Below are 25,080 nucleotides of genomic sequence, written 5' to 3'. Positions count from 1 at the left end.
AAACAAGGCAAAAGCGGAAGTCAAGCGCTCACAAGAGATTCCTAAGCGTCTTCTCAAGACCTTCGTCCCCGGGCCTGGCTGCGTTCACGTGCATAATTTCGCCCTTTTTGTCAATAACCATGTACCGTGGGATACCTTTGATCTCAAACTTCCTGATCAAGGCGGCTGACTGCACATTGTCCAGAAAGTAGTTTTGCCCGTCCATCTCGTGCATAGCGATCTTCTCCTTGCAAAGATCTTCTCTTGGGGAGCTAATGCAGAGGTAGACAAACACAACACCTTCATTTTTAAATTTACTGCGAAGAAGTTTGGAATTGGGCATTTCTGCCAAACAGGGCTTGCACCAGGTTGCCCAGACGTCGACATAAATAACTTTGCCAGGGTTTCTTTTAATGATCTCAGACATCATGTCCGCTCCGGCAACATCTTTTACATCTTGCAGTCTGGCTGCTGGCGACTGCCTGGCGGCCGAGCGGTTAAGTGCATCGTACCGTGCAATAAGCTCTGCCTTTAAGGGGGCCGACTTGACCAGCGTTTTATAGTCGGCCATAAGAGGCCGGACTGCGCGCAGATCACCTGCTTCCAGTTTTTCTGTAAGGAAACGTGTAAGCAAAAGATCACGAAAAAAGGGATTCGGAATTTTTTTCAGATGGTCATAGACGGCTTTAGCATCCGAAATGCTGATGTATTCCTCGAAAAAAGGCTTCATGAGCTTTTCTGAAAAATAGCGGGCCTCTTCTGTAGTCGCCTTTATGCTGGTATCAGCCATTTTAGTCAGCAGCAACCTGTCTGCTTCGGGCAGCTCCGGTCGTTCACGTCTGAGGTATTGAGCCACCTCCGGAAAACTGACAAGCTTGTCACCCTTATCGATAAAAGGCTGTCGCTTTAAATACATATATGTATTGTTGACAAAGATCTTGTAAATGTCGTTCAATAGAGCATCGGGTTCATCCCATTTGATGCTGTTCGCTGCCATAAATGCCGGCAGCGTAGAATCGTAAAGATTTAACTTACTTAAAATCAACGCAAGTTGCGCTGCAACGCTGTAACTCATGTCGAACTCTGCCTGCTTTTTGACGAACGAGTCATTTGTACCCTTTTTGAAATACCCTTCGTTGAAGGCCCGTCCCGCTTTCAGCCGGTGCGCCAGATACCTTACAAATTCAGGCAGCGTTTCCTTTGTTACCGGATCGGATCTACGGTAGTCGATCAGGGAACTCAAATCGGTTCGACCAAGACTGTCCTGATATGCCGTATACTGATTGTTAATATCACCGAGTTGACCACCAAACTTAAGTATTCTTGTTTTAAAATCCTCCGACACATAATAATTAAGGTTCATTTCGTCGCCCGGTTTTGCATAGAAGAAAAACTCGATAAAGCCACCGTGACGGATCCGGCCGTCGCTTGTTTTACTTGAGTGATTTAGCTGAACCTTCTCCGCTCGTGTTAGTGGGACCTCGGTACTGAAATTGCCTGCGCTGTCCTTTTCGATAGGTATTATGACACTGCTGCCAGTTAGTGCATCATAATACTGAAAAGTAAAAGTATCGACTTGCAAGGGTCGGCGATAAATATGCTTGATATTACCCGTGATCCTGACAGATTTAGGTGCTTTCATCCCAGGCTTCACGATAGCCTTGGTGGCTACGTCCTTTTTTTGCGCGAATGCGCAGTTTCCGGCAACTGAGAAAAACACAGCCATGCCTAAGATCAATTGGGAAATTGGAGAAGTAGAGCGTTTCATATTTCAGGGATTTGGTTATATCCAAATATAAAAGATTGCAGCTAACAACGAACAAAAATGCACTGCAAATGTTTACAAATCAAAACGACAAATATGTCTGACCCTAACAACTTATCCCGATTTATCAGCGCACAGCAGGGCAGCTATGACACCGCACTGCGGGAAGTGCAGGATGGCCGTAAGCGAACGCACTGGATGTGGTATATCTTTCCGCAGGTACTCGGACTTGGCAAAACGGACACCTCCATCCATTATGCCATTCGTGATCTGGGAGAGGCTAAAGATTACCTTGAGCACCCTGTGCTTGGCATGCGCCTGCTTCAAATAAGCAGGGCATTGCTGGAACTTGATGCCAACAATGCCCATTCTGTATTCGGTTCGCCCGACGACCTGAAACTGCGCTCATCCATGACGCTTTTCTCGCTTGTAGAAGGCGCAGATCCTGTATTTCAACAGGTACTCGATAAGTTTTTTAACGGGCAGAAGGACGAAAAAACGATTGCACTTCTCACAAACTTTCAAGCCATTTTATCGCCTCCTCTGTAGAGGTAAAAAATTGTACCGTAGCAGCGCCTTCTTTTACGGCGACCGCCTTTTCTGCGGATAAGCGGCTAAATACACTGGGTGAGTATACCCAGGCAAAATAGCGCAACCCTGCCTCTGCCATCATCGGGAACCACTCCTCCCCGGCCCAGTCGGCCGCTTCCGACCAGGAACCCAGCACATGGGAATTATCGTTGACCACCTTTGCTACCCCATTCGCTTTCAGCATCTCCAGCATGCGCATGCCCCCTGCCTTCACGGTATCTACCGTTTGAAAGCCTGTCCAGTCGACCTCCAGATAATCTGAACCTTCTGTCCGCAAAATGGTGATATGCGGATCTTTATAATATTGATCGGTTTGTATCACCGGCTGATAATCAAGCTCAAGGCTTTCGAGCGGTAGTCTGAAATAAAATACCGAACCCTTCCCGGGCTCGCTTTCAATCCAGAAGGTACCCATATGTCGTTTCAGGATTTCCGAAGAGATAAACAAGCCAAGACCCAGTCCGTCAAAACGCATTCTGGTATTGTCGACCCGGTAATAACGGTCGAACAAGCGTTGTATATGCTGCGCTTCAATGCCGATACCAAAGTCCTGCACCGACACGATAAGACCCTGTCCTGAGATTTCGCTTTTCACGACCACCTTATCGGAATCCGGCGAGTACTTGGTAGCATTGCTCAGGAAGTTGTTGATGACCTGTTCCAGCCGCATGCGGTCGCCATTCACGATCACCTGAGCCGGCTGTGTTAGCACAATTTCGTGGCTGGACGTGGTAAGCTGGAAAGTTTCCACCGCCTCACGCAGCATCTCCGAGAAATTGAAGTTCTGCAGGTCGTAACTTAGTTTACCGGCATTAATCTTCGTAACGTCCAGCAGATCATTGATCAGCTTTTCAAGCCTTTGGATATTTTCTGCTGCCTTTTCGACATAGGAAGCGGCGCGTTCAGGGTTCGCCGCCTTGCGCAGCAACTGGTTGAAGGCCTTGATACCGGTAAGCGGCGTTTTTAACTCGTGACTGGCGATGGACAAAAATTCGTCCTTACGTTGCTCGTTCTGCTTCTGTATCTCTATATTGGTGTTGGTGCCCAGCCATAGCACAATCTCGTCCTTTTCCTTCAGGGGCACCGCTCTTGAAAGATGCCAGTAGTATTCCGCATCTGCAAAACGCAGGCGAAATTCTGCGGTGTACTCCTCGCCGGTAGTTAAGGCGCTTTGCCAGGCGAGCAGACACCCCGGCAGATCGTCGGGGTGAATAAAAGTTTGCCATCCGTTGCCTACAACCACATCTGCGGGGTAACCGAAATCCTCGGTGACCACCTGGTTTACGTAATTAAGCTGACCATCCGGAGTGGTTGTCCACACCTGCTGGGGTATGGCATTGAGCATAAACTGAAACTTCCGTTCGGTAGCTTCGGCACGATGACGTACCTGCACCTGCTCGGTTACGTCCTGGCAAAGCACAATGATGCCTGTAATACCCTCGCCCGCTTCTATGTATGGCTGGCAGATGATGTTCAAAAAACGCTCAACAGGCTTGTCATCCATCACTAAAGGATAGTACTGTTCGTAAAGATGTACCGGCTCATTGGTTTGTAACACCGACTCGACGATGGTGCGGAGACCGGCGCTATTTTCGGAGAGCACCTCGAACAGCGGCTTTTTCAGGAGCTCACCTTCCTCCTTCCCAATTAATCCGGCAAAAGCTTCATTCACCACGTCGACAAGCAGTTCTGGCCCGGTTAGCAACACAATGCCTGTAGAAGCCTCGCTGATCAGGTTGCTGAAACGATACTCGCTTTCGCTGAGCTTGTCGAGCGTTTGATGCAGTTCGGCTTGCGTTTCATTAAGCTCTTCGTTCGTGGCTGCCAGCTCTTCGTTCAGGGCAACAAGTTCCTCATTGGTGCTCGCGAGCTCTTCGTTGGAAGCGGTGATCTCTTCGTTTAAAGCCTGCTGCTCTTCGTAAAGCTCCGCGTTAAGCATCAGTTCTTTCTGATAAGCCACTGCAAGTTCGGCTGTATACGCATTGTTCAAAATACTGCCTGTATTGGCCGCCGTTGCTGCAAAGAACTGACGGTAATCCTCGTCGACCCGCTTACGTGCGGAAGCGCCAAGCACCATATATCCTTTTACAGAAGCTTCAGCAGTGTGTACCGGAAGCACCACCGCTTCGGCTACAGGTTCCGGCCAGTGAGAGATTACCGGTGTGGAGAGCGTGGTATCAAGATTTTCGAGATGGATTTCATTTGAACCATCGTAGCCAGACAACAGGCGACTAACTTGTGCCAGCTGAAGATCATTCAGGCGACTGCTTCCCGAGAGTTCATACGCTTCATTTACAGTGTCAAAGCTATAATATGCATAAAACGAGATGTCGAGCACAGCGCTTTCCAGAAGCTGAAAAATCGTTTGACGCGCCATTGCCAGAGACGTAGAACCGGTCAGCTGCGCTAAAAATGCGTTGCGGATGCCCGCCCTCCGCTCGTTGATCACCCGGTAGGATGTTTCAATAACCGCGTTGAAAACACCGCCGACAGTACCATCGGGCGCCATGATAGGCGAAAGCGAATAATCAAAATAACACTCCTCGGTGTAACCGTACCGATGCATATAAAGCGGGGCATCTGGTCGGCGGTAAGACTGACCCTGATGCAAAACGCTTTCAAACTCCTCTTTCAAACCTTCCCATATTTCTGGCCACACTTCTGCACCTGGCCTGCCTAGCGACCACGGATGCTTCTGCCCAGGTATACTGCTCCAGGCATCATTGTACAGCAAAGTAAACGCTGTGCCCCAATAAATGGCAATTGGAAATCCAGAATTTAAGGCAATGGCCACCGCCGAACGAAGGCTCTCGGGCCAGGTTTCGGGCGAGTTTAAGTTTGTGGCAGACCAGTCTTTGTTGCGGATTAATTCACCGAGCTGTCCGCCTCCCTGAAAAAATGGTAGGTGTTCGCGCATAATTATCCTCGGAACCATCAAATTTTATACCGTAAACGCGGAAAAGAAGTTTAATAAGGCTTAGCGGGCCAGTGTAAAACAAAACAGCTAGAGATGGGCTTATCTATTTGTGAATAAACCTAGGCGATTATAGCAATGAGTACAATTGCAGACATTCTAAGCACAACTTCCCACCGGCAGTACGACTTGCCTGAGGAGGCATGGAAGCATTACCAGGAATGGCACCAAAACCTCTTTCTGCACTGGAAGCTTCCCTTGCCCGCGCTTCGTCCGTTTGTGCCCGAAGGATTGACGATTGACACGATACATGGAGATGCCTGGATTTCCTTTGTGGCCTTCAGCGTAAAAAATCTGCGTCCGAGATTCCTGCCGCCTTTTCCGCTGATCTCTGATTTTCATGAGCTGAACCTGCGCACCTACGTGATTAAGGACGGCATTCCCGGCATCTATTTTTTATCTATCGAGGCTGAGAAACTGGTTCCCGCCCTAATGGCGCGGCTACTCCTTGGGCTTCCCTATTTCAAGTCGGCTATAAAAAGGGACCACGAAAAATATAGTTCCAGAAACTTAAAACGGAACCTGTCGTTTCTGTGTTCGTACAAAGTTGGCCCTCCGATTACCTCGAAAACTGCCCTCGACTACTGGCTTACGGAACGTCATGCGCTATTTGAGCAGCGGGCCGGCAGCCTTTACCGGCTCGACATACATCATAAACCCTGGCCAATTCGAAACGTTTCGCTCCATGCGCAGATCACCGGGTATCCACTGGTGGGCACCGACAAAACTGATGGCCCGCACTTGGTGCATTATGCAGATCGGGTAACGGTATTACTATGGGGTGTAAAACCATAACCCCATGTACTTGTTATTAGAAATAAAACGATGATACAGTCTCCTCATTTCAAATCCCTTACTGACGAATCGGGCATTGCTACTTTCATATTCGACATTGGGAACAAGGAAATCATTTATAAAAACCGCGCTTTCAGCATATTATTCCCAGGTTGTGAGGAGGCAGAAATACCGGGGAAGCTCTGGGACTTTGTGCATGCTGATGACCATGAATATGCTCGGAAGTGCTTTGACGACCTCCTGCAGGGCACGTTGAAAAAAGAGATACATCTTCGGATAGCTCACGAAAATGAAAGGCTGCAATGGGTGCGGGCTATGCCCTCCATGTATACGGACAGCGAGGGTCGAACTTTCATTCACTGCCATATCATAGACGTTACAGCCGAACTTATCAATGAGCATACCTTTGCCAAATACGCGAATAAAAAGAACTCCATTCTGAACATTCTTGCGCATGAACTTGCAGGTTCGTTGAGCATAGCCAGAACACTGAGCAGCAAACTGAAGTCGGACGTGCTGGGCGAAACCCACAACAAGCTGGTAGATCATGTGATGCAGATAAACCGGGAGGCCGTAGAACTGATCCGCGACTTAACCAGTCGCGAATTTCTGGAAACTGCCAATGTGGTACTTACTAAAAAACGGGTTGACGTAGCCCGTAAGGTTGCCGAGTATATTGAAGAAGCGAAGAACGCGGAGAGGAAGATCAAACGTACGATCACGTTCAATGCCTCGCCCAAAAGGGTACATCTCAGCATTGACGAATCCAAATTTATGCAGGTGATCAATAACCTGATGAGTAATGCCCTTAAGTTTACCACCGAAAACGGGATCATTGCCTTTAAGGTAGAAGACAAAGGGGATTCCGTGCTGTTTACGGTATCTGACAATGGCATAGGTATCCCTAAAAAACACCATGCGGTCTTATTCGATCAGTATACTTCGGCAGGACGGCCGGGACTTCAGGGAGAAGCTTCTACCGGACTGGGCATGAGCGTGGTTAAAAATATTGTGGAATGGCACAAGGGAACGATATGGTTTGAAAGTGAAGAAGGTAATGGCACCACTTTTTATATCGAAATTCCGCGGGAAGCCCCTTAACCTGAACAAAAACTAAACTTTCCTTTGTCGACCGATGTTGAGAGAGATACTTATGTAACATTGATCTTAACAGTGCGTTATGGAAAACACAGAGAACAAGATGAGCCGGCGCCAGGCTATCGGCGGTTTGGGATTGGGTATTGTTGCGGCCGCCTCGAGTCCCGTGCTGGGATCGGCTGCAAGTCTGGGTGCTTACTCGCTGGCACCGGCGATAGAAGACCCCTTATCGAAGTACCCGCGACCTCCATTTAAGGAACAGAAACAAGCATGGCCAGGATTAGCCTCTCAAATGGATCCCAGGCCTGATCATGGCGAAACGAGTTACAAAGGCTCGGGGCGACTTACTGGCAGAAAAGCATTGATTACGGGGGGCGACTCAGGGATGGGCCGCGCAGCCGCGATTGCCTATGCCAGGGAAGGTGCTGATGTAGCGATTAACTACCTGCCTGCGGAAGAACAGGATGCCCGCGAAGTAATCGCACTGATTAAGAAAGAAGGTCGCCGTGCGGTGGCCATTCCGGGCGACCTTAGAGATGAATCGTTTTGCAAACGGCTGGTAGATCAGGCGGTAAAGGAACTTGGGGGCTTGGATATTCTTGTGAATAATGCAGCCCGGCAACAAACGCGTGAATCGATCCTGGACATTTCTTCCGAAGATTTTGATGCAACAATGAAAACGAACGTTTATGCACCGTTTTGGGTCACTAAAGCTGCACTTCCACACCTAAAGCCGGGCTCGGTTATTATTGCCACGACCTCCGTGCAGGCTTCTGATCCCTCTGCAGAACTGTTCGACTATGCGCAAACCAAAGCAGCAAATACAGCCTATGTGCGGTCGCTCGCCAAACAATTAGGCCCCAAAGGGATACGTGTAAACGGCGTTGCGCCCGGCCCTATATGGACACCCTTGCAGGTAAGCGGCGGTGCTACGATGGAAAAGCTAAAGAATTTTGGAGGGGATACCCCGATGGGCAGACCGGGACAGCCGGCAGAGCTGGCTTCGATTTACGTGCAACTGGCGGCCACGGATGCAAGTTATGCTACCGGCCAGGTATACGGTGCCGCTGGCGGAGGTGGGCAACCTTAAAGTTATAGTCGTTTTGATCGGCCGCGGTTTTTAGCTTTTCGGATCGCGGCCGATAAACCTGCCTTTGCCGAGAAGAAAGTCGACAGCCTTCCGCGTATTTTCCTGGACCTTTTGCTCCGTTTTTAAGCCAGCGATGTACCTGATAATTTCCTTTTGTAATGAGGGGCTGAGCTGATTAAACGCGGCCGTTGCCGCGGCGTTCTCACTGAGCGCCCTGGCCAACTCCGGATGCATTGGCAGCGTCCGGTCGGCAGCATCATATGCAACACTTACCGCTATCCGCTCTCCTATCCTTTTAGGTGAATCAGGAAGCATGATGGTGTTAATGTACAGTCGCCATGCACCCTGGTACTTCATCAAAGTTTGGGTATATGGTTTGCCATTTACCGCCCCTCGTATCGGAATGGGACTTTTATCCCTGCCTGCATCGGCAAAAAGACTGGCTAAAATTTCTTCCGGTACGCTCACGTACGGATTGATGCCAATGATTTCGATAGAGGCTTTAAAAGAATATTCGTTTTGTCTGCCTGCCATCGCTTTTCGGATTATATTGCCATTGCCTCGAAAGCCGCGTCGACCCCCAGCGCGGCCTTGTTTTTTGACGCCGCAACGGCCAGCTGGTCGCAACGCTCGTTTTCCGGGTGATTGTTGTGTCCCTTAACCCACACGAACTTAACATCGTGCAGTTTATATACCGACAAAAACTTAAGCCAGAGGTCCCTGTTCTTTTTGCCTTTAAAATCTGTCTTGAGCCAGCCGAACACCCATTTCTTTTCGACAGAGTCGATCACATATTTGGAATCTGAATAGACGATAACCTGCTGACCCGGCTGTTTGAGTGCGCTGAGCCCAACAATAACCGCCAGAAGCTCCATCCTGTTGTTGGTTGTTAACCTGAAGCCGGCACTAAGTTCTTTGTAATGCTTGCCGGAACGCAGTATTACGCCATAACCTCCCGGACCCGGATTTCCGCTTGCCGCACCATCGGTATACAATTCAATCATATCCCAGCAAATCTAACATTTTAAAAAAATGGCCGCACACAAAAGTTTTGTATATTTGGATTAACCCGTAGTAACGCTATCAGCAAGGACTCTCTTAGGACTTACGTAGAGGCTTAGGCCCTAGTGAAATCCGACCGAAATCCTGAGTGGCTCCGAAAAATCGAAAGTAAATATGCTGCGATGGGAAATTAACGACATAACCAATCATTCTGAATATGAACCTGCATAAAATCTTTTTCTTTTTCGTGCCTTTAATACTCATTGTTACCTTAAGTGCCTGCGAAAAGGGCGTAATAGCGGTAAAATCTGACAAGATTTACCGCGAACGCCTTGAGCCACTGCCTGGGGGCTGGGGTAGTCTCGCGATGAGCATCGAGCTGAAGCCAAATGGCAAAGCAACACTCATTGAGGAAGGAGACATGGCCTCGGAAGGCACTTACAAGATCAAAGGCGATAAGCTGATCATGAAAAACTACAGCTACACCGAGCCCTTGACCTTCAAGATCATCTCTGAAGAAGAGATTCATTCGCCATCAGGCAAAAAGCTGTATTTGGCTGAAAGGTGACTCTATAGTTTAATGCGACTGTCAAACTTGAATCTGGATATGCCCCTTACTTTTACTCCATTGATCTTCTTGGACTCCGGATTGATCAGGTAATTGAATTCCTCAGGAACAACCACCGATGGTACACGCAGACATAGCACGCGCTGATCGCTAAAATATTTACTACCTAGATCTTTAGTTGACTGAGCAGTGGGAATAGCAGCCCAATCTTCAGGAAGTTGACTAGCCTTTAACACTTCCAAAAGATCATCGGGCACTTCGTAGGTTGTTATACTCAAATCTTCAGGTACATATTCAAGTTCCACATTAGACGCAAATTCCAAAACAGACAAAGCTCTGCTGGAAGAAGTATAGATGCAGGCTGTTCCTTTGTTATTCCAGCGCCCGCCGTACAGCTTGGCGCCAATGCCTTCGAGATCACCCGCAAATTCAGTCTTAGATAGACGATAAACCAGCATAATCAGGAATAAACGCCATGTTGGATTCTACCTATAATATTTTTTACTTCGTCGATCCCGAAAACGGTATCCATTACTTCAAGCGGAATCCGATTGTCGAGCGACCGGTTGGGCGCCGTCACCCATTTGTTGAACTTCTCGCGGTTGCTAAAAACCTGGTAACCGAAACGATAAACATCCATAAGAGCAATGACTTTCTCGCTTATCGACGCACTGAACGTTTCATTGCCCTGCTTTTTATGTAAGGTAGTTTTAGTTGTTCCTAACACCTGCGACAGGTGATCATAGTCCACATCGATAACCTGCTTAAACAACACCAAACTATCTTTGGTGATTCCCTTTTTGACGAAGTCCATCTTTTCAAAATTTGTAAACGAACCCTGAAGCCATTCTGGCGCCTCTGCATTAAATTTGCCTACCTTGTTGTGCTTACCTGTTGCTATTGCCGTCATAGTAATATTTTTTACTAAAATAAGTAAAATATCTTACTTTTTGTTTGAACGGATCACTGATCCTTAAAAACTAAATACTTAAAAGAAGCGAGGCTGCCAAAGCTATCTGTTCAGACACTACTCAGCTGCAGGAGAACCACTGAACAGCATCTAGATAGCGCGGACTGGTGAATAGCTTGTTGACACTAATGTAACAGCAGTGGTGTAGAGCCTACCTAATTCGAGGCATTGATTACGACAAATTAAATGCTAACAGCATTTCAACTTCGGCATCCACAGGCTTACCGTCGATGAATACAGGCAGCCAATCCTGGGGCATAAGACGAAACACGCGAAGAGCTTCGCCTTCCAGTCCGCTGCCTAAATTGGTCAAGGGAACTTCATCCCTCATTTTTCCGTCGGCACCCAAAACGAAGCGAATCCTGACCTTTCCTGTGATCCTCTTTTCCGCTGCCTCGGCCGGATACCGTACGCAGTTAACCACTACTTTCAGCATTTTGGTATCACCTCCCAAATAAATGTTTTGAACTGGCAGGTCTTTAGATTGGCCGGTGCCGGGATCCTTTATACTTATCCTGGTCACTAACTTTGAGGGCAAGCCTTGAATTTCCTTATGCTGATCAAAGTCGTATTTCTGCAAAACGATGCCCGTTGTTGAACAGGTCCACACGCCGGAGCGCTGACCTTGAGTATACTGTCCCTCTTCATCATAGCTCGAAATGCTCGCAAAATAGTAGCCATGCCTGATTTCCGGGTTCGATTGCAGTGCAGTATACTTTTCCTTCAAGACATAGCAATTTCTGTCAATTTTCTGGTTGACCTTATTCAGGTTTTGAGCTGTTGCAGCCATGCTTGTCAGGCCAAGCAATGCAGTTGGGAGACAGGCGTTAATGGTCCAATTCATTCCTTATCAATATTGCCTCTAAGCTAATAAAAAATTACTCAGGAATCTGTTCTACCAAAATTTCGTTTCCAGCCTTGTCGTAGTACGTACAAGTCATTTTATCCATACAAACCGACCATTTCTCAATACCGAAAGCTGCACACATATTTATGAAAGTGAGATAATCTGTTTTACCCTGCTGGTGCGCTTTCAGATCATTTTTGAACTGCGCGGCGCTGACTGTATCTGCGATAGCCAGTGGGGGATATTTGGCATTGCTGGTTGTTTTGTAACCGTCTGCCCCGTAATAATCGGTGTGCCCGTCGGTCACGAAGGTTTCGTAATAAGTTACTCCCAAAGCCTTTATTTCCTGGATGTAAGCCGGGAAGTCGGCGCCGGATTTTACTTTAGTGTGGGCGGCACTAATTTGTGCGGTGGTAAAAGTTGCTTGCTTCATTGTCTTATAATTTACAAGCCAAAGATGCGATGTCTGAAACCCGCCCTATTGTAAAAAATCGTTTTTTTAAAAGAAGTGCCTGAAGTTTTCAGGGGTAACGCCCGTAAAGCGTTTAAAATCCTTAATGAAATGAGCCTGGTCGAAGAAATTATTTTCATAGCAGAGCTCGGCCAGCGTTTTTGAGCCATTTAAATTGTTGAGCACTGTATTGAAACGGACAATAGAGGCAAATTTCTTGGGTGTGGTACCGACCACTTTCCTAAACCGCTTTTGGAAGGGGCTTTGGCTGATGAACAACTTTTCGTTCAGTTCTTTGATGCGCATTGTCCCGTTACTTTGATAAATGAGTTTAACGGCTTCAACGATCAGCTTATCGGCCTGCATGCCGTTGAGCTGAGATAACAGGAATCGCTCCATAATTTTTATCCGAAGCTGGTCTGTACCGGCAGCAGCCAACTTTTCTTCAACTTCCAAGATGAGGGTCTTGTCGAAAATATCCTGAAGTGACAGGCTTAATCCAAAAAGTTCATTAGCCGGATGTGAGGCAAAATGGGTAAAGCCAATTTCTGTAAAGTAAACCAGTATCGTTCCTATCCCGGCAGAATTCCTGAAGATGGTGTAACTGTCTGCAATCCCCGTGATCCCGGCCGAAGACAGCTTGGCTTCTGCGTCATTTTTGATGGTTGAAAGCTTTCCTTTGTATTGAAATCCGATAACTAGTCCGGGAGACGGGAAAACTTTGTATTCAGTTTCCAGTTCATTTTCCGACACTACGAAGTACTTGATGTAGGGCTTAAGCCGGTCGGTCGGAAAATGTTTGTCAAATCGCATAAAGAAAAGTGATACAAAGCTATACAAACTTTACATCCTTTCCCTTAGAAACTGCGCAATTCTGCTTTCGGGGGGCACGGCCAACATTGTGCGGCCTGCCTTATGGAAAAACAACCTTGTGCGTAGCTTGTTTTAAATGAAGCTGTGGAAGCTAAGAACCTGGTAATTGGATTTAAAATAAAAGATGATGAGTGTACTGAAAGAACCTCTGTTAAAAATTCTTGGAAAGACCTATGCGGCAAACGAGATGCTGGAATTGACGTTTGGGCGTTACGATCTGGCCATAAAGACCGATAACAAAGGTCGCGCAATTCTGCTCTTCCTCGGGCATAAAGATCCGCAGACTGGCAAGATCAAAGGCGAACGGTTTGCCCGACGGCTTGTTGAAGATGCGGAGGGAAATATATTAAAAGACCATTGGGACAATAAAGGAAAGGCAAGCGCGCAATTTTAATTTTGAAATACGTTTTTTATCACGTACTTGCAGGTATTATGATCATGGCTTAATGTGATCAAACTAACCTAAATATCCTGTGATGATGAAACGCTCCGTTAAACTATCTATTCTATTTGTTCTTTTATTTTGCGTTTATGCAAAGTCGGCCGACAAACTACCAGCAAAGCTTCGAGGACTTTGGCTCATCGAGTCGACCGCAAAGGGCAACTGGGATGCCTTTACCATTGTAGACAATCATGTAGAATATTTTTACGACTTGTACAGGGTTGACAGCGTCTCTGGTTCAGCTCCAAAATACCAGGTCTGGCTTTCAAGCAAAGCTAAAGGCAAAGTCTCGCTGCGTGTGGAACTGAGTTCTGATAGTACCGGGGCTTTCCAGTTTGGTGCATGGGATAAGCCGAGAACCTGCAAGCTTGTAGCAAAACATCCTGACATGACTTACTTTCCTGTAGAGCAGGCTCAGAAAAAGATTGCGGGCGAGTGGATATTTGCGGATAAACCTGCAAACGCTTTTTTCATAAAGGGCAAACAAGTTGTAATGGACGGGCAGAAATGGGATATCCAATGGTTTGGCGACTACCTAAACAGGGAGTATCGTGCGCTGTTAAAGAACAAGAATAGTTACAGGTTGGCCTATTTGACCCTTAAGGGGAAAAACCTCCGTGTTGCTGCGGAAGGGACATCGAGAAACTATAGCCCTAAAGCTAAAAATCCCGCTGTGTATGAACTGCTCGGAAATTGGTATGAGCCCAAAGCTAACACGTGGACGTTTGGCTTCTTCGAGGATTTTGCGATCTATAACAACGAATTCTGGGATTACCAAGGTCTTACCTTTTCACGAAATAAAGGCAAGGTAACATTAACGAAAGGCACAAAAATGATTAACCTTTCGATTGAAAAGAAAAGCGATAGTATAATGCTTTTACGCGCCGGCAACCATTTGGCACAGGAATACAAGCGGGTTGGTCGCACGCTGCCCGCTTATGCAAGTAATGACGACACGCCATTTAAAGACACGCATTTTCAGCAGATAGATACCGCTTACATTACCGGATACCTTCGCAACGCCCCGAACCTCGAGCCTTTCAGGATCTCCCGGATCAATGTGATCAAGGGCAATGAAGAAGACGTATACGCCGATGTTGACTCGCTGGGCCGTTTCCTGATCAAAGTACCGCTACTAAATTCCCAGCAGGTATTTTTAGACTGGGGAAGGACAGGAAAAATTGACGTACTTGAGCCGGGAGAGCATTATTTTCTGTACCACGATTTCGGGTCAGGACAATACCTTATGATGGGTGACAACGCGCGTTTGCATAATGAGCTGGCAAATTATCAGCCATATGATGCTTTTGCCCGTTCAAGAGAAGAGGACAAGCGAAGAGCGGAAGTGGACAAAATGCAGGGAATGGATTACCTGGAAGCTAAAACCGCAGAGCTGAAAAAAGCGAACGCCTTCTTTGCAGATCATCTGAAGCGCACTCCCCTGCTCTCCACCAAGACAAAGTATTTTGTCAGAAATTTTAACAGATACTATATCGCTTCTGATTTGATGCGACGTTTTGATCTCAATATGCAGCCAAGGGAACGTTTCCCAGCTAAGTACATGGCTTATGTAAAGGATTCATTATTTGCGAATCCGGTTAAACCTTACACTTTGGTACGGGACTTTACACTTTTTAGCAGAGCCTATGTGCAGTATCTTAAGGAGGACCTCAGCGTTTCCCATCTTGAAACCCTTCTGCGCCTGATCAACAACGGCAGCATACTGGCAAGTGAGGAGGAAAAAAAAGCAGTACAGCTTTCCTGGCAAATAGACAGCATCGGTGAAACCGACTCCGTAAGGGCAAAAAAGCTGGCAAAATCTTTAACCCCTGCGCAGTCAAAACTAGAGGGAAATCTTCGCACGAAATATCAACCCATGATCACAGATGCAGCAACAGAGATACTTTGGTCTAACATGTTAGAAGCTGATTTCACAATTCACCGGGAACTTATTCCGGACGAGGATATCAGAAACTCGTACAATGTACAGGCTATTATGAACTATTTAGAGAGCACAAGAAGGCCATTTGAAGGCGGGAAACTCGAAGCAGTATTAAGCGAAGTCAAATCTCCCGCGTTCCAAACAAGCATACGGGACTATCAAAGTTTTCTGCTCAAAAAGGCAAGCACGGATTTCGCCTATGCGGCGAGTTTGAAAAATACGGACCATTTGAAGTCTTCGAAAGATGCCGACTCGCTCTTTAAAGCGCTCCTGGCCCCTTACAAAGGAAAAGTAGTTTATGTTGATTTCTGGGGCACCTGGTGCGGCCCTTGCAGGGACGAAATGAAATATGTGGCTAAAGCTAAGGAAGTATTGAAGGGCAAAGACGTGATATTCATGTATTTTGCAAACTCGTCGCCCGAAATTACCTGGAAGAACATGATTAAAGAAATGGATTTGACTGGTGAAAATGTGGTCCACTACCGATTGCCTGAGGCTCAGCAATCTATGTTAGAGCGCCGTTTGTCGGTCCACTCTTTCCCAACGTATATGCTGGTTGATAAGGCTGGTAACATAAGTACCACCAAAGCACCGCGACCAAGTAATCCGGATGAGCTGGCAAACAAGGTAGATGACTTGTTGAAGGAATAGTTTACGGAATCCGCCTTGATCTTATTAAACGCAAACTTCTGAGATTGAAGCTTCTAAAAGATTTTTCTTCTCAAAAGCGAAATTTGTTTGTTAGAAATATTATAAATCGTACTTTTGTCACACTTAAAAACACGGTGGTTTTAGCTCAGTTGGTTAGAGCGCCTGATTGTGGTTCAGGAGGTCGTGGGTTCGAGCCCCATATTCCACCCCAGATAGTTTTAAGCCCCTTTAATTTAGTTTAGAGGGGCTTTTTTATGTTTAAAACTCTCACCATTCAGGGGTATTTGGCAGACATTTGGCAGACTTTTTTTGTTTAAAAATCGCCTTTTTTGTTGTTTTTAGCCTGTTTTTTAATTAAATCTAGATTATCCCTGTCAATCTTTGCTTGAATATCAAGGTTTCGTTGCTCTTTTTTAGATAGTTTTTTACCTGTATTAGATGGTGTAAGCACCTCTTTTAGTACTTTTTGGGATAATTGCTTCACACTGTCATTTAATGTCGGAACAAGACTAGATATAATATCACGAACTTTAACATAGCTTGGAATGTGATTAAGGTTGTTCACTAGTTTGTATTGCTCCAATATGCTTTGTAGGTCATCTATCCATTGTTTTACATCATTTGCATTGAAGTCAAAACCAACATGCATATCACTTGATGAATTTGTTACACTAATTAATAATTCATTAAGTTTTTCTTGATGATGACTAACGGTGTTACCTGCAAATCTTACATTATATTTTTCTTTAGCTGTATCCACAAAAGAGGTGGTATTAGTTTTGCTAATATTTTCTAGCTTTTGCCTTAAATTCATAAAACAATTTTAATTCTCAAGCTGGACAGCCAGTTCCGCGCCATCCCGGCCATCATTGACGGTGACCAGAAAGCGGTGCAGGGATCGGTCATTAAACTGAAGCTGCTGGATAGCATCATCGTCGCCGGACAGGTGATCCCTAAAGGACATAATATTTACGGGCTCGGCAGTTTCAGTAACCAGCGGCTCAACCTGGAGATCAAGAATATCCGCATGGGGAACCTGATTGTACCGGTGAACCTGACGGTGTTTGACCAGCAGGATGCCATGATCGGGATCAATGCGCCGGAGGCGGTATTGACCGATGCGGTGAATAACGGGGTGGTCAATGCGGCTGGCAGCGTGAGCCTGCCGGGCTTTGATTTGACCACGCAACTGGCCGGTGCCGGTATTGATGCGGCTAGGTCGCTGCTCAGTAAGAAGCTGAAGCGCATCAAGCAGCCGCTCAAATCGGGCTACCCGCTGCTCTTGCGGGACAACACGAGAAAACCTATAAAATGAACCTGCAGACCAAGCACGTCCCGCAGCTCATCAGGCCACTGGAGCAGGCGCAACAGCACGGTGAAGCGTATGTAGTTTTCGAAATGCGTCCGATGGATTTCGACTTGCAGCCCCATCAGCTTGATTTTTATGATAACCGGGACGATGCTTTAGATGCCTGGGAAGATAAAATGGGCTACGGTTACTTGCCGGGCGACAATCCCAACCCGGTATATTACATGCCTGTCGAACAAATGCTTTCGGAAGTCCGGCAGGCAGATAATCTATTAAACGACAATAGTATGAACAAAAATAATTTGGAAAACTTGCAGGGTGAAATGCGTGCCCTGAAGTTCGATGGCAAACTCATCGAACAAATGGAAAAGGAAATGGCCAAAGGCCAGCCCGGTTTCCAATTGAAAACGCAGGTGCCCGCCGATAACGGGCAGATGGACGTGACGCTGAACTTTAAGCGTTCCGGCTCCAGCGAGTATTATTTCCTGAACCGCTATGACCTGGCGCTATCCAAAGCCAAGCCATTGGAAGAAGGCAAACACTACCTGGTGATCAGTCCCAACCCGGATAAGCAGAAAGAAAACCTGGTCAAGAAGTTTGACAGTGCCATCCAGGCCATCGACTATTTCAAGTCGCAGAAGAACGTCAGCGAACTGGCTATGGGTAAAAACGCCGCCGATAAGATGACGCTGGCGACCATGGAAAAAGGCAAGGTCGACTATGTGAATAAGGAATTCCGCACGGCTTATTACAGCCCGGTCATTACCAATTCGCAGTATGTGGATCGTGGTCGTGGTTTCAATGTGATCCAGGCGGCCAATATGCTGCAAGGCCGGGCTGCTTACCGGGACGACCTGGTCAGCCGGGCGACGGGTGAAATGTACAAAGCCTGGAACGTCCACCAGTTTGACGAACCCAAAGACAAGTACGGCAACTATAAGGTGAAGCAATACAGCGAAGGATACGGCTTTGATGTACAGAAAGAGCTGGATAAATATACTATCAAGGAAATGTCAGACCCTAAAAAACGGGCGCAGCTCATTGAATCGCTGAAAGACGGCAACAAGCCGGTGGTCACCGTAGTCAGCCAGGACGGACAGGAACACAAGCTGCGTGGAAGCCATTCCCCGGTTCAGTAACCTGAACTTCTACCAACTGAACGGCCGGATCGAAAAACGGGAGCAGTTCCTCAAAGACCCGACACAGGATTTATCCAAAGGCCAGCAGAACATCTTTGATAAAAAGCTGGATAAAATGCAGCAGCAGGGACAAGGCCTCTCTGTCTGATTTGTACGCATGTGAATTAACCCATATATTCAAATCTTTAAAATTTAAAAACTATGAATTCATTTGAAAAATTAAAAGAACTGATCGCTGCCACTGAAGCAGACGCCACCGCTTTCTATGCTAAGGGCAACAAAGCTGCCGGGACCCGTTTACGCAAAGCCTATATGGAGATCAAAAACCTTGCATCTGCTGGGCGTAACGAAGTGACGGAGTTGAAAAACAAGGACAGCAAATAAACAATACTTATAACTGTTTTGGGAGAAGCCTGTCGGGAAACCGGCGGGCTTTTTCTTGCTATATTGGTGCTAAATTCTTGAAAACAGGGTGTTTGCATCAGTTAAATTAACACTGGCTTCCATTGCCGCAGAGGAAGCGTAGGTTTTTGTGACGTAATCAGATGTAAATCCTGAAAAAGAATTAATAGCAACATGGGTGCCGCCAAAAGTTCGGCAGGCACAAATAATATCGTCGCATTTTGCAGTTACCAAAGTGGTTATTCTCTGATGTACCAAATCGTAAGTGTCCCCAGCGCTTGTGATACCAAGTCTATATGTGCCTTTTGCATAGATTTCTAAAAAATCTTTTCCGTGACTTTCTCTACTGCCAGGGACGGCTGTATAACCGTTTGCGATCAAAATTTTTGGAAGCAGGCCTATTGTTGTCGATTTTCCGGATTCCGCTCTTCCTTTCAAAGCAATAATTTTGCCCATAGTGTTTAGGTTTAGTTAATGTGATTAAATGGCGGGATGGGAGAGGTTTCCCTCTCCACTACACAACCTTGAAATGTGCCATTGCACGTGCTGCGGACACTCCTGCTTACAATCAGCGTATTAGACACCCCGCGTGTAGCCCAATAGTGATTATACTTATTAAAAAATGCATACTCAGCCAGTGTTTCAATGTTTCGGTTCTTTTTTTCATGTCCTTAAAATTTGATATAAATAATATGGTTAATGCACACAATTCCGGAAAGCTCGGAATCAGGTGAAGGCCGCCCAATAAAGCGCTGATTGAAAGGACGAATCCAGGCAACAGAGGTACAAAGCAAGACAAGAAGTTAAAGAACTATATAAACCATGTCAAGCATGGGGATTATGATCAATACACAAAGATAAGGAATACTAATGGTTGCCACTTACCAGAATAACCATTTGCCACTTTTTTTTTCAGCCCAGTATTTTTCATTAGGGAAGCCAATGCCTTTCCGGTATTGTTGATCAAAAATATCACCAAGGTCAGGCGAAGTCAAGATCATTTCCCGCTTGTCGATCAGTTCTTGATTAATTGCACCGGTTAAGAATGCGCCGCAAAGCTGTAATTCATCATTACATATCAATTTCCCCTGAAGGGTTTCGCGCATTATTAAAAACTTCAGGAGCTGACTGATGCCTTTACCCTGAGCGAGCAGGGTTAGGACAAAAGTCTCAAGGTCATCTAGTTTTACGGCCCATGGGTATGAGCTATCATCTGGTACCTCTAACAGTGAAGAGAGATCAGTTTGTACCTGTCCGAATGTTTTCAGATTGACAACAATCGAAAATGCGTTATTTTCAAATGGGATAGTATCAACAACATCCAAAACATTTCCGTTTTTATCGCAAATCTCAAGAGGCTGCCCGCTGAGAAATTTACTTTCCACCCGGTAGCATTGATCATAACCATAGCCAATACAACCTTTAAAATCGTCTTTGATCCGAACAAAGGCTTTATCTGGGTCGCGCAGCGGTTCACGAAGATTATAACCCTTCGCTTCTATAATGAAAGCATAGTTCTTCCATAAGATCAGCAAATCCTGTTCGCAGCCATCTACATAATATCCCCGGTAGATTTTGAAATCTTTTTTTAATAATTGTTTAAACAATCCCTCAACCCGGTCTTCTAAAAGGTTTCCCTTCCTGGCAACTAGCACCGAAATGTTCGCTTTGTTGCCTGTACAAATTTTTTCCAACAGGCTTTCGATAGCGTGAATGACTTGTTTCACTTCAAAAATCTGATACATACCGTTTCCTAAGTAGGCAATCGGCTTTTCATATAAAGGATTTCCGGGTTTCATCGACGTATAATACAGAAAATCTGAAGCGGACCGTTCTTCAGAAAGCAACTGTAAAATGATTTCAACCTTCTCTTGAGCTAAATTGGCCGAAACAATTTCATGTGCATAAAAACGGTCGATTATGCCATGATCAGCCATGTAATACATGGAAGGCTCCATGTCCCCCATTTTTTTAGCCATTATGGCTTTAAGCGGCTCCGGTGCGGTATTGATCATTTGAACCTTGGCATATTCACGCCAGTTGGCACGGGGCGTGCCTTTTGGACTGACGCCCTGGAAGTTTCTTTGATGCAACACATCAACGTTTTCATAGAACTGTAAAAAATCACTTGTTTGAAGCCCTGTTTCCTTTGAAATGATGGCATTCAAGGGCGTATAAAGATCACTTACCCAATTAATAATCTGTTCCTCAAAATTTAGTGGTCCCTGGTTAAAATAATCGAGAAAAGATGGCATCGCGACCTGCCGTATTTTTTGCCAATGCTCATCTACTAGTTCTTCCTCCTTTGGGAAAAACATGAAAGTATATGCCTGCTCAATCTGATTCAGGAGATTAACGATTTTTTCCCATTTGTCAGGATCATACATGTTATCAATGCCGTTTGCCGGATCGGAGGTTATTAATAAACCGGCCAGGTAATACAACTGGCGTTGTGGTGAAGATAAGTCTCCAAGCTGATCGTGCCCCGTATTATTTCCTCCAGCATGCATCAATCCGGAAAGGTCACCTAATAGCCAACCGGTATCATAGGTCGCTATTACTTCTTTCAATTGTTTTGATAGATCTTCTAATGACATAGGTTAACTTTCTTCTCTGAATATAAAAGGGTAATCCACAAGAATATTTGCCAGTTTACGCAAATCGACGACCTTTTTTATAAGTAATATATTCGTAATTAAATGGTTAGCTAAATGCCGTAATATTTTTTTAAACACTCCGTTAATAGACCTCCCGCGGTTGCCAATCCAATTTCCCAGGTGCCTTCCATTGACAGGTCAAGCATTTTTCTAATCCAATTTTTAGAAATGGGTCCAAGTTCGTGATTAGCTGGTTCTTCTTGTTGTACAATTTCAACAATTTCAGCGATATCCGGCGCTGCAACTTTGTTGTCACTTAATGCCTGCTTAAGTGATTGTATGTCTCCTTCAGCGACAGCATGGTTAATATGAAAGATATTGTGATTTCCAGTGTTGATGATGTTGCGGTTACCAGATGATTTGATTGTGATACTAGAACCGGAAACATTTTTCAGGCGTTGTTGCTCCCGTTCATGTTCGGCCACGAAACCGCCGCCCTCTAAAAAAAGGGAACCAGAAGGATTAATAAATACTATGTAAGGAACGTCGCTTTCTTCAGTATTTATGGCTTTCACGAAACCTCTCGCCTCCAAAATCTTAACAAGGCCACTAATTCTCTTTTCATTTGAATCTATTTTTAAAAGATGCTCATTGCTTAAGGTGTCAGATGAGCCAAATGCGGCTAATATTTGATCTAATAGAATTGCCTGGCTTTTACTGTAGTAAGTCATGGTTAAATGTTATTGAATAGAAGTGGTCATTTGAATTGGGGGATAACCAAGAAACCGATAACAAAATGCTAACTTCAGGCATTGTGATGCTATTGATTGTTAATGCAGAAGGATAAATAGTCATTGAGATATCACTCTTTTATATCAAGTCCCAATTGTCACGAATTTCGCGGCTCGACTGGTCAATTGCTGTTTCAACATCCTGGACATCGCCCAGGCGATATACGCGCCAGGCAGCGACATCGATCAGTAAGCAGTTTTTGGATTCGAATTCCATTCCTTTTTCGGAATAGAAACGGTGCAATACCCACAGTTTGACTGCCGCTTCTTCTTTTTTTAGTTTTTCAGTAGAAAAGTTGAATTTTAAAAAGCCTACCTGATCACCTGCGATGTCTGATAAAAGCATATCTGCCATTGCGCCGATCCTTACGCCATTTTTTATAATTTTATTCCGTCTCCGGCTTAAATTATTGTCCAGCACATAGGTTTGCAAAATGGGTTTCAGCAATTGCTCCATAGCAATAATGCCATCCAATCCCTTTGCGGAATAAATCCGGTTTTTGTGATCGTCTTTATTTTCAGGGAAGCCCTTCGCTTCCTTCCGCAATCTTTCAGCATGACGCTTAAAATCGTCAAAATAAATCTCTTGCTGATCAATAAAATTGAGTGCAAAGGCTTCGCAGACCAGCTTTCGGGCTATTTCGTAAAAGCGGGGAATATACGTTGGTGGGTATTTACAACCCTTCAGTATGCTCTGTCTTCGCCTCTGGGAGGCCACGACATAACGGGAAATCATCGTAAGGGATATCTGTGGCTCCAGAACGATCTTCTGCTCTCTTATCTCAATTGTTTCTTCTGCCATTTTATTTAGTATTTTATTGGTCGACTGATTAGCGATGCAAACCGTTGACACTGAATTATTTTAACTATAAAATTACACAAAATACCGTTGATAATATTCTAGTGGGTTTATGTAATTACTAACATTTTTCGCATATTCCACATGCTTCTTTTTTAGTGACACTCAATCTGTCCGTTACTACTGGACAAACACATGGAAAGTGGAGGTGATCGTCGGACTATTCGGCCTAATGATCTTGCATTTTATATGATGGTGGCCAAGATATGCGGCGTTAAGTTCGCAGGTCGTATGGTTTTTAAACCCATTTCCGTAATCAGGTTCCAAATTGTTCGCTGTTTTCGCTTCAGCTCCCTGGTTAGTTACTTTCCACTCGATCGTTTCGTAATCTCGTTTATGGTAAAGGGAATTGCGGAACTTCAGGGTAAACCGGATTTGTTTCCCTTTGGCAATAGAACAGGAATTTTGGAAATAGGGCTCTGGCCCTTGTGTCGCGTCATAGACCTCACAGTACAAGCGATAGTCCGGCTCTGTGATTTCCAGGCTGCCATCTCCGGCGCGATTAACGAAATCATATGTTGGCAGATACTTCCGCCATAAGAACTCATATTGCTGGTAGGCAATGTCCCGGATAATGTAGCGGTCTATTTCTCGCTGCCCATTATTCATCTTGTAAACGTAGTCGTAATACAACTCAGGAACATCCAGTTCTTTAATTACATTGCCGCCTACAATAATGCTGTTGGATGATGCTTTTTGCTGAAGCTTTGCAGCCAGATCGGTATGCAGGCTGGTTGTGGTCAGTTCTGCACATCCAGGTACGCCATAGTGTGACCATAAGACTTCCTGGTCGGGGCCATAATCTATACCAATTCTGATCTTGATCGGTTCAAGTCCGTGTTTTCTAAAAATTGCACTCAGATTCTTTTCGACGAACTGGCACAGCACCGCAGCGGCATTAAGGGCATTGATTACTGAATCGTTCTTATACTGTCCCCGACGTGCGAACTGGACAAAGACGGCATCTCCCTGAAGCCGGTGAATATGTCCGCCAAAAAAATTGGCGACATGGATACATAGGGTTAGCAAGGAGTCTTTAATGAGCCGCACCCTTTCCAGAGGATACTTCAGCCGTAACCGGGATGATCCTTTGATATCCACGAACATGGAGGTACAATGGTGGTATTCCATTTCGTTATGGCCGATATGCTCAAAATCCGGATGGCTGCCGATAACAATATGTTCAAAAGAACTTTTATTGGGGCCGAATAATTTTTGTAATCCGTTGCGATCGAAACCCAGTAATGCCTTGTCGCCAGTCAGTTGCAGGCTTTCATTCTGGGCAGCAAAAAGCTTAACAGACGCATTGCCTTTCAATATATCATTGCGGACAGACCGTATACTTTCGATACCACCGTTAAAGCTGCTGTAGCTATCACTTGTCAGTAGTTTATCAATGTCTTGGGTATAATTTTCAAATAATCTCATTTGCTAAAAAGAATTAAGGAAAGAATTGCAAGCACCAAGGCCAGCTGAATAAATATCATCACCGTAGCCCAAGACAAATAATTGTACTTCTTACGCAGGCCGGTAGCGAGTTGAAATGCTTGTTTTGAAGCATCATCAATAAAGGATTGTTCATCGGCAGCCTGAAGGGCATCCTGGTATTTGCTGGCATTGTCAAACATGCTCACTGAACCAAAATAAATCAGGGAATGGTAGCGGTCCGGCGAGGAATTCCCGGATTTCAGGAAAGGAAAAATTGCCAATAATACGACTACCAAACTGCCGACGCCCAAGATAAATACACCTAAAACGGAAATTTTATAAGCCGTGAGCCAGTTTGCTTCGACAAAAGTGATCAGTGTTTTGTAGTTTGATAAAAGCCCACCGCAAAGAAAACTATTAAATGCCAGCAGGAATGCCCCCTTGGTGTTTGCACCTCCTATATAAGTATCATAGCGCTGTATGATAAACTTAATTTGATCTGTCGTTAATGCCATAG

General features: G+C 45.4%; 27 protein-coding genes and 1 tRNA gene. 12 read left to right on the top strand and 16 right to left on the bottom strand.

The window, feature by feature from the left end:
- Window positions 1-28 precede the first annotated feature (28 nt).
- Window positions 29-1,747 (bottom strand): TlpA family protein disulfide reductase, encoded by a 1,719-nt coding sequence (locus J3P40_RS09900; protein ID WP_256005006.1) that lies wholly within the window; start codon window positions 1,745-1,747, stop codon window positions 29-31.
- A gap of 93 nt (window positions 1,748-1,840) precedes the next feature.
- Between J3P40_RS09900 and J3P40_RS09895 the strand changes: the two genes are divergently transcribed.
- Window positions 1,841-2,293, top strand: coding sequence for a DUF1810 domain-containing protein (locus J3P40_RS09895; protein ID WP_256005004.1), 453 nt, complete (start codon window positions 1,841-1,843; stop codon window positions 2,291-2,293).
- Here the strand turns inward: J3P40_RS09895 and J3P40_RS09890 are convergent.
- Entirely contained in the window at window positions 2,256-5,252 is a 2,997-nt protein-coding gene (locus tag J3P40_RS09890; RefSeq protein ID WP_256005001.1) for an ATP-binding protein, read from the bottom strand. The genes J3P40_RS09895 and J3P40_RS09890 overlap by 38 nt on opposite strands.
- A 135-nt stretch (window positions 5,253-5,387) precedes the next feature.
- Here J3P40_RS09890 and J3P40_RS09885 point away from each other — a divergent pair, with 135 nt between their 5' ends.
- The 3 genes from J3P40_RS09885 to J3P40_RS09875 all read left to right on the top strand — a co-directional run bounded on the left by J3P40_RS09885 (window position 5,388) and on the right by J3P40_RS09875 (window position 8,292).
- Complete coding sequence (locus tag J3P40_RS09885; protein ID WP_256004999.1) at window positions 5,388-6,104, top strand: YqjF family protein; 717 nt, start codon at window positions 5,388-5,390, stop codon at window positions 6,102-6,104.
- 30 nt (window positions 6,105-6,134) lie between these two features.
- Entirely contained in the window at window positions 6,135-7,205 is a 1,071-nt protein-coding gene (locus J3P40_RS09880) for a PAS domain-containing sensor histidine kinase (RefSeq protein WP_256004998.1), read from the top strand.
- A gap of 79 nt (window positions 7,206-7,284) precedes the next feature.
- On the top strand, window positions 7,285-8,292 hold the full coding sequence (locus J3P40_RS09875; protein ID WP_256004996.1) for an SDR family oxidoreductase: 1,008 nt from the start codon (window positions 7,285-7,287) through the stop codon (window positions 8,290-8,292).
- Window positions 8,293-8,322: 30 nt separating this feature from the next.
- Here the strand turns inward: J3P40_RS09875 and J3P40_RS09870 are convergent, their stop codons facing one another.
- Window positions 8,323-8,826, bottom strand: a complete 504-nt coding sequence (locus J3P40_RS09870) for a YdeI/OmpD-associated family protein (protein WP_256004994.1) — start codon at window positions 8,824-8,826, stop codon at window positions 8,323-8,325.
- An 11-nt stretch (window positions 8,827-8,837) separates the two neighbouring features.
- Complete coding sequence (rnhA, locus tag J3P40_RS09865; protein ID WP_256004993.1) at window positions 8,838-9,296, bottom strand: ribonuclease HI; 459 nt, start codon at window positions 9,294-9,296, stop codon at window positions 8,838-8,840.
- Window positions 9,297-9,511: 215 nt separating this feature from the next.
- Here rnhA and J3P40_RS09860 point away from each other — a divergent pair, with 215 nt between their 5' ends.
- Complete coding sequence (locus J3P40_RS09860) at window positions 9,512-9,862, top strand: hypothetical protein (RefSeq protein ID WP_256004991.1); 351 nt, start codon at window positions 9,512-9,514, stop codon at window positions 9,860-9,862.
- Window positions 9,863-9,864: 2 nt separating this feature from the next.
- Here J3P40_RS09860 and J3P40_RS09855 read toward each other — a convergent pair whose 3' ends face one another.
- The 5 genes from J3P40_RS09855 to J3P40_RS09835 form a co-directional block, all read right to left on the bottom strand.
- A complete protein-coding gene (locus tag J3P40_RS09855) occupies window positions 9,865-10,320 on the bottom strand; it encodes an RES family NAD+ phosphorylase (protein WP_256004989.1) in 456 nt (151 codons plus the stop codon).
- Between the two features lie 2 nt (window positions 10,321-10,322).
- Window positions 10,323-10,772, bottom strand: coding sequence for an Xre family toxin-antitoxin system antitoxin (locus J3P40_RS09850; protein WP_256004987.1), 450 nt, complete (start codon window positions 10,770-10,772; stop codon window positions 10,323-10,325).
- 232 nt (window positions 10,773-11,004) lie between these two features.
- The gene (locus J3P40_RS09845) at window positions 11,005-11,676 is read right to left on the bottom strand and encodes an energy transducer TonB (RefSeq protein WP_256004983.1); all 672 of its coding nucleotides are present in this window, start codon (window positions 11,674-11,676) and stop codon (window positions 11,005-11,007) included.
- A gap of 34 nt (window positions 11,677-11,710) precedes the next feature.
- Window positions 11,711-12,112 carry a DUF1398 domain-containing protein gene (locus J3P40_RS09840; RefSeq protein ID WP_256004982.1) on the bottom strand — a complete coding sequence of 134 codons (402 nt, stop codon included), beginning with the start codon at window positions 12,110-12,112 and terminating at the stop codon, window positions 11,711-11,713.
- Between the two features lie 66 nt (window positions 12,113-12,178).
- Window positions 12,179-12,943: a helix-turn-helix domain-containing protein gene (locus tag J3P40_RS09835; protein WP_256004979.1), complete on the bottom strand. Its 765-nt coding sequence runs from the start codon at window positions 12,941-12,943 to the stop codon at window positions 12,179-12,181.
- 184 nt (window positions 12,944-13,127) lie between these two features.
- On the opposite strand from J3P40_RS09835, the gene J3P40_RS09830 reads away from it, so the two are divergent.
- From J3P40_RS09830 to J3P40_RS09820, 3 genes are all read left to right on the top strand, one after another.
- Window positions 13,128-13,397: a hypothetical protein gene (locus J3P40_RS09830; RefSeq protein WP_256004977.1), complete on the top strand. Its 270-nt coding sequence runs from the start codon at window positions 13,128-13,130 to the stop codon at window positions 13,395-13,397.
- A gap of 82 nt (window positions 13,398-13,479) precedes the next feature.
- Window positions 13,480-16,038 (top strand): TlpA family protein disulfide reductase, encoded by a 2,559-nt coding sequence (locus J3P40_RS09825; protein WP_256004974.1) that lies wholly within the window; start codon window positions 13,480-13,482, stop codon window positions 16,036-16,038.
- Between the two features lie 134 nt (window positions 16,039-16,172).
- Window positions 16,173-16,249 (top strand) — tRNA-His (locus tag J3P40_RS09820).
- 102 nt (window positions 16,250-16,351) lie between these two features.
- Here the strand turns inward: J3P40_RS09820 and J3P40_RS09815 are convergent.
- The gene (locus tag J3P40_RS09815; RefSeq protein WP_256004971.1) at window positions 16,352-16,852 is read right to left on the bottom strand and encodes a hypothetical protein; all 501 of its coding nucleotides are present in this window, start codon (window positions 16,850-16,852) and stop codon (window positions 16,352-16,354) included.
- On the opposite strand from J3P40_RS09815, the gene traM reads away from it, so the two are divergent.
- Genes traM through J3P40_RS09795 form a run of 4 tightly spaced genes read left to right on the top strand, consistent with a single transcriptional unit; the run spans window position 16,847 to window position 18,870 of the window.
- The gene (gene traM, locus J3P40_RS09810) at window positions 16,847-17,353 is read left to right on the top strand and encodes a conjugative transposon protein TraM (protein ID WP_370687726.1); all 507 of its coding nucleotides are present in this window, start codon (window positions 16,847-16,849) and stop codon (window positions 17,351-17,353) included. The two genes, J3P40_RS09815 and traM, sit on opposite strands and share 6 nt — an antisense overlap.
- Complete coding sequence (locus J3P40_RS09805) at window positions 17,350-18,486, top strand: hypothetical protein (protein ID WP_256004968.1); 1,137 nt, start codon at window positions 17,350-17,352, stop codon at window positions 18,484-18,486. The genes traM and J3P40_RS09805 overlap by 4 nt, the downstream gene beginning before the upstream one ends.
- A complete protein-coding gene (locus J3P40_RS09800) occupies window positions 18,461-18,634 on the top strand; it encodes a hypothetical protein (RefSeq protein ID WP_256004967.1) in 174 nt (57 codons plus the stop codon). Before J3P40_RS09805 ends, J3P40_RS09800 begins: the two co-directional genes overlap by 26 nt.
- A 53-nt stretch (window positions 18,635-18,687) precedes the next feature.
- Window positions 18,688-18,870 (top strand): BF3379 family histone-like protein, encoded by a 183-nt coding sequence (locus J3P40_RS09795; RefSeq protein WP_256004965.1) that lies wholly within the window; start codon window positions 18,688-18,690, stop codon window positions 18,868-18,870.
- 69 nt (window positions 18,871-18,939) lie between these two features.
- Here the strand turns inward: J3P40_RS09795 and J3P40_RS09790 are convergent, their stop codons facing one another.
- From J3P40_RS09790 to J3P40_RS09765, 6 genes are all read right to left on the bottom strand, one after another.
- The gene (locus tag J3P40_RS09790; protein WP_256004964.1) at window positions 18,940-19,344 is read right to left on the bottom strand and encodes a hypothetical protein; all 405 of its coding nucleotides are present in this window, start codon (window positions 19,342-19,344) and stop codon (window positions 18,940-18,942) included.
- Between the two features lie 425 nt (window positions 19,345-19,769).
- Entirely contained in the window at window positions 19,770-21,485 is a 1,716-nt protein-coding gene (locus J3P40_RS09785; protein ID WP_256004963.1) for a hypothetical protein, read from the bottom strand.
- 110 nt (window positions 21,486-21,595) lie between these two features.
- Entirely contained in the window at window positions 21,596-22,216 is a 621-nt protein-coding gene (locus J3P40_RS09780; protein ID WP_256004962.1) for a hypothetical protein, read from the bottom strand.
- A gap of 139 nt (window positions 22,217-22,355) precedes the next feature.
- Window positions 22,356-23,078 (bottom strand): hypothetical protein, encoded by a 723-nt coding sequence (locus J3P40_RS09775; RefSeq protein ID WP_256004961.1) that lies wholly within the window; start codon window positions 23,076-23,078, stop codon window positions 22,356-22,358.
- 177 nt (window positions 23,079-23,255) lie between these two features.
- Window positions 23,256-24,563, bottom strand: a complete 1,308-nt coding sequence (locus J3P40_RS09770; protein ID WP_256004960.1) for a nucleotide-binding domain-containing protein — start codon at window positions 24,561-24,563, stop codon at window positions 23,256-23,258.
- Entirely contained in the window at window positions 24,560-25,078 is a 519-nt protein-coding gene (locus J3P40_RS09765) for a Pycsar system effector family protein (RefSeq protein WP_256004959.1), read from the bottom strand. Before J3P40_RS09765 ends, J3P40_RS09770 begins: the two co-directional genes overlap by 4 nt.
- Window positions 25,079-25,080: the final 2 nt, after the last annotated feature.

The organism is Pedobacter deserti (assembly GCF_024436415.1).
GTDB lineage: Bacteria > Bacteroidota > Bacteroidia > Sphingobacteriales > Sphingobacteriaceae > Pedobacter > Pedobacter faecalis.
The sequence above is the reverse complement of the archived record's forward strand: the minus strand, read 5'-3'. Positions and strand labels throughout refer to the sequence as shown.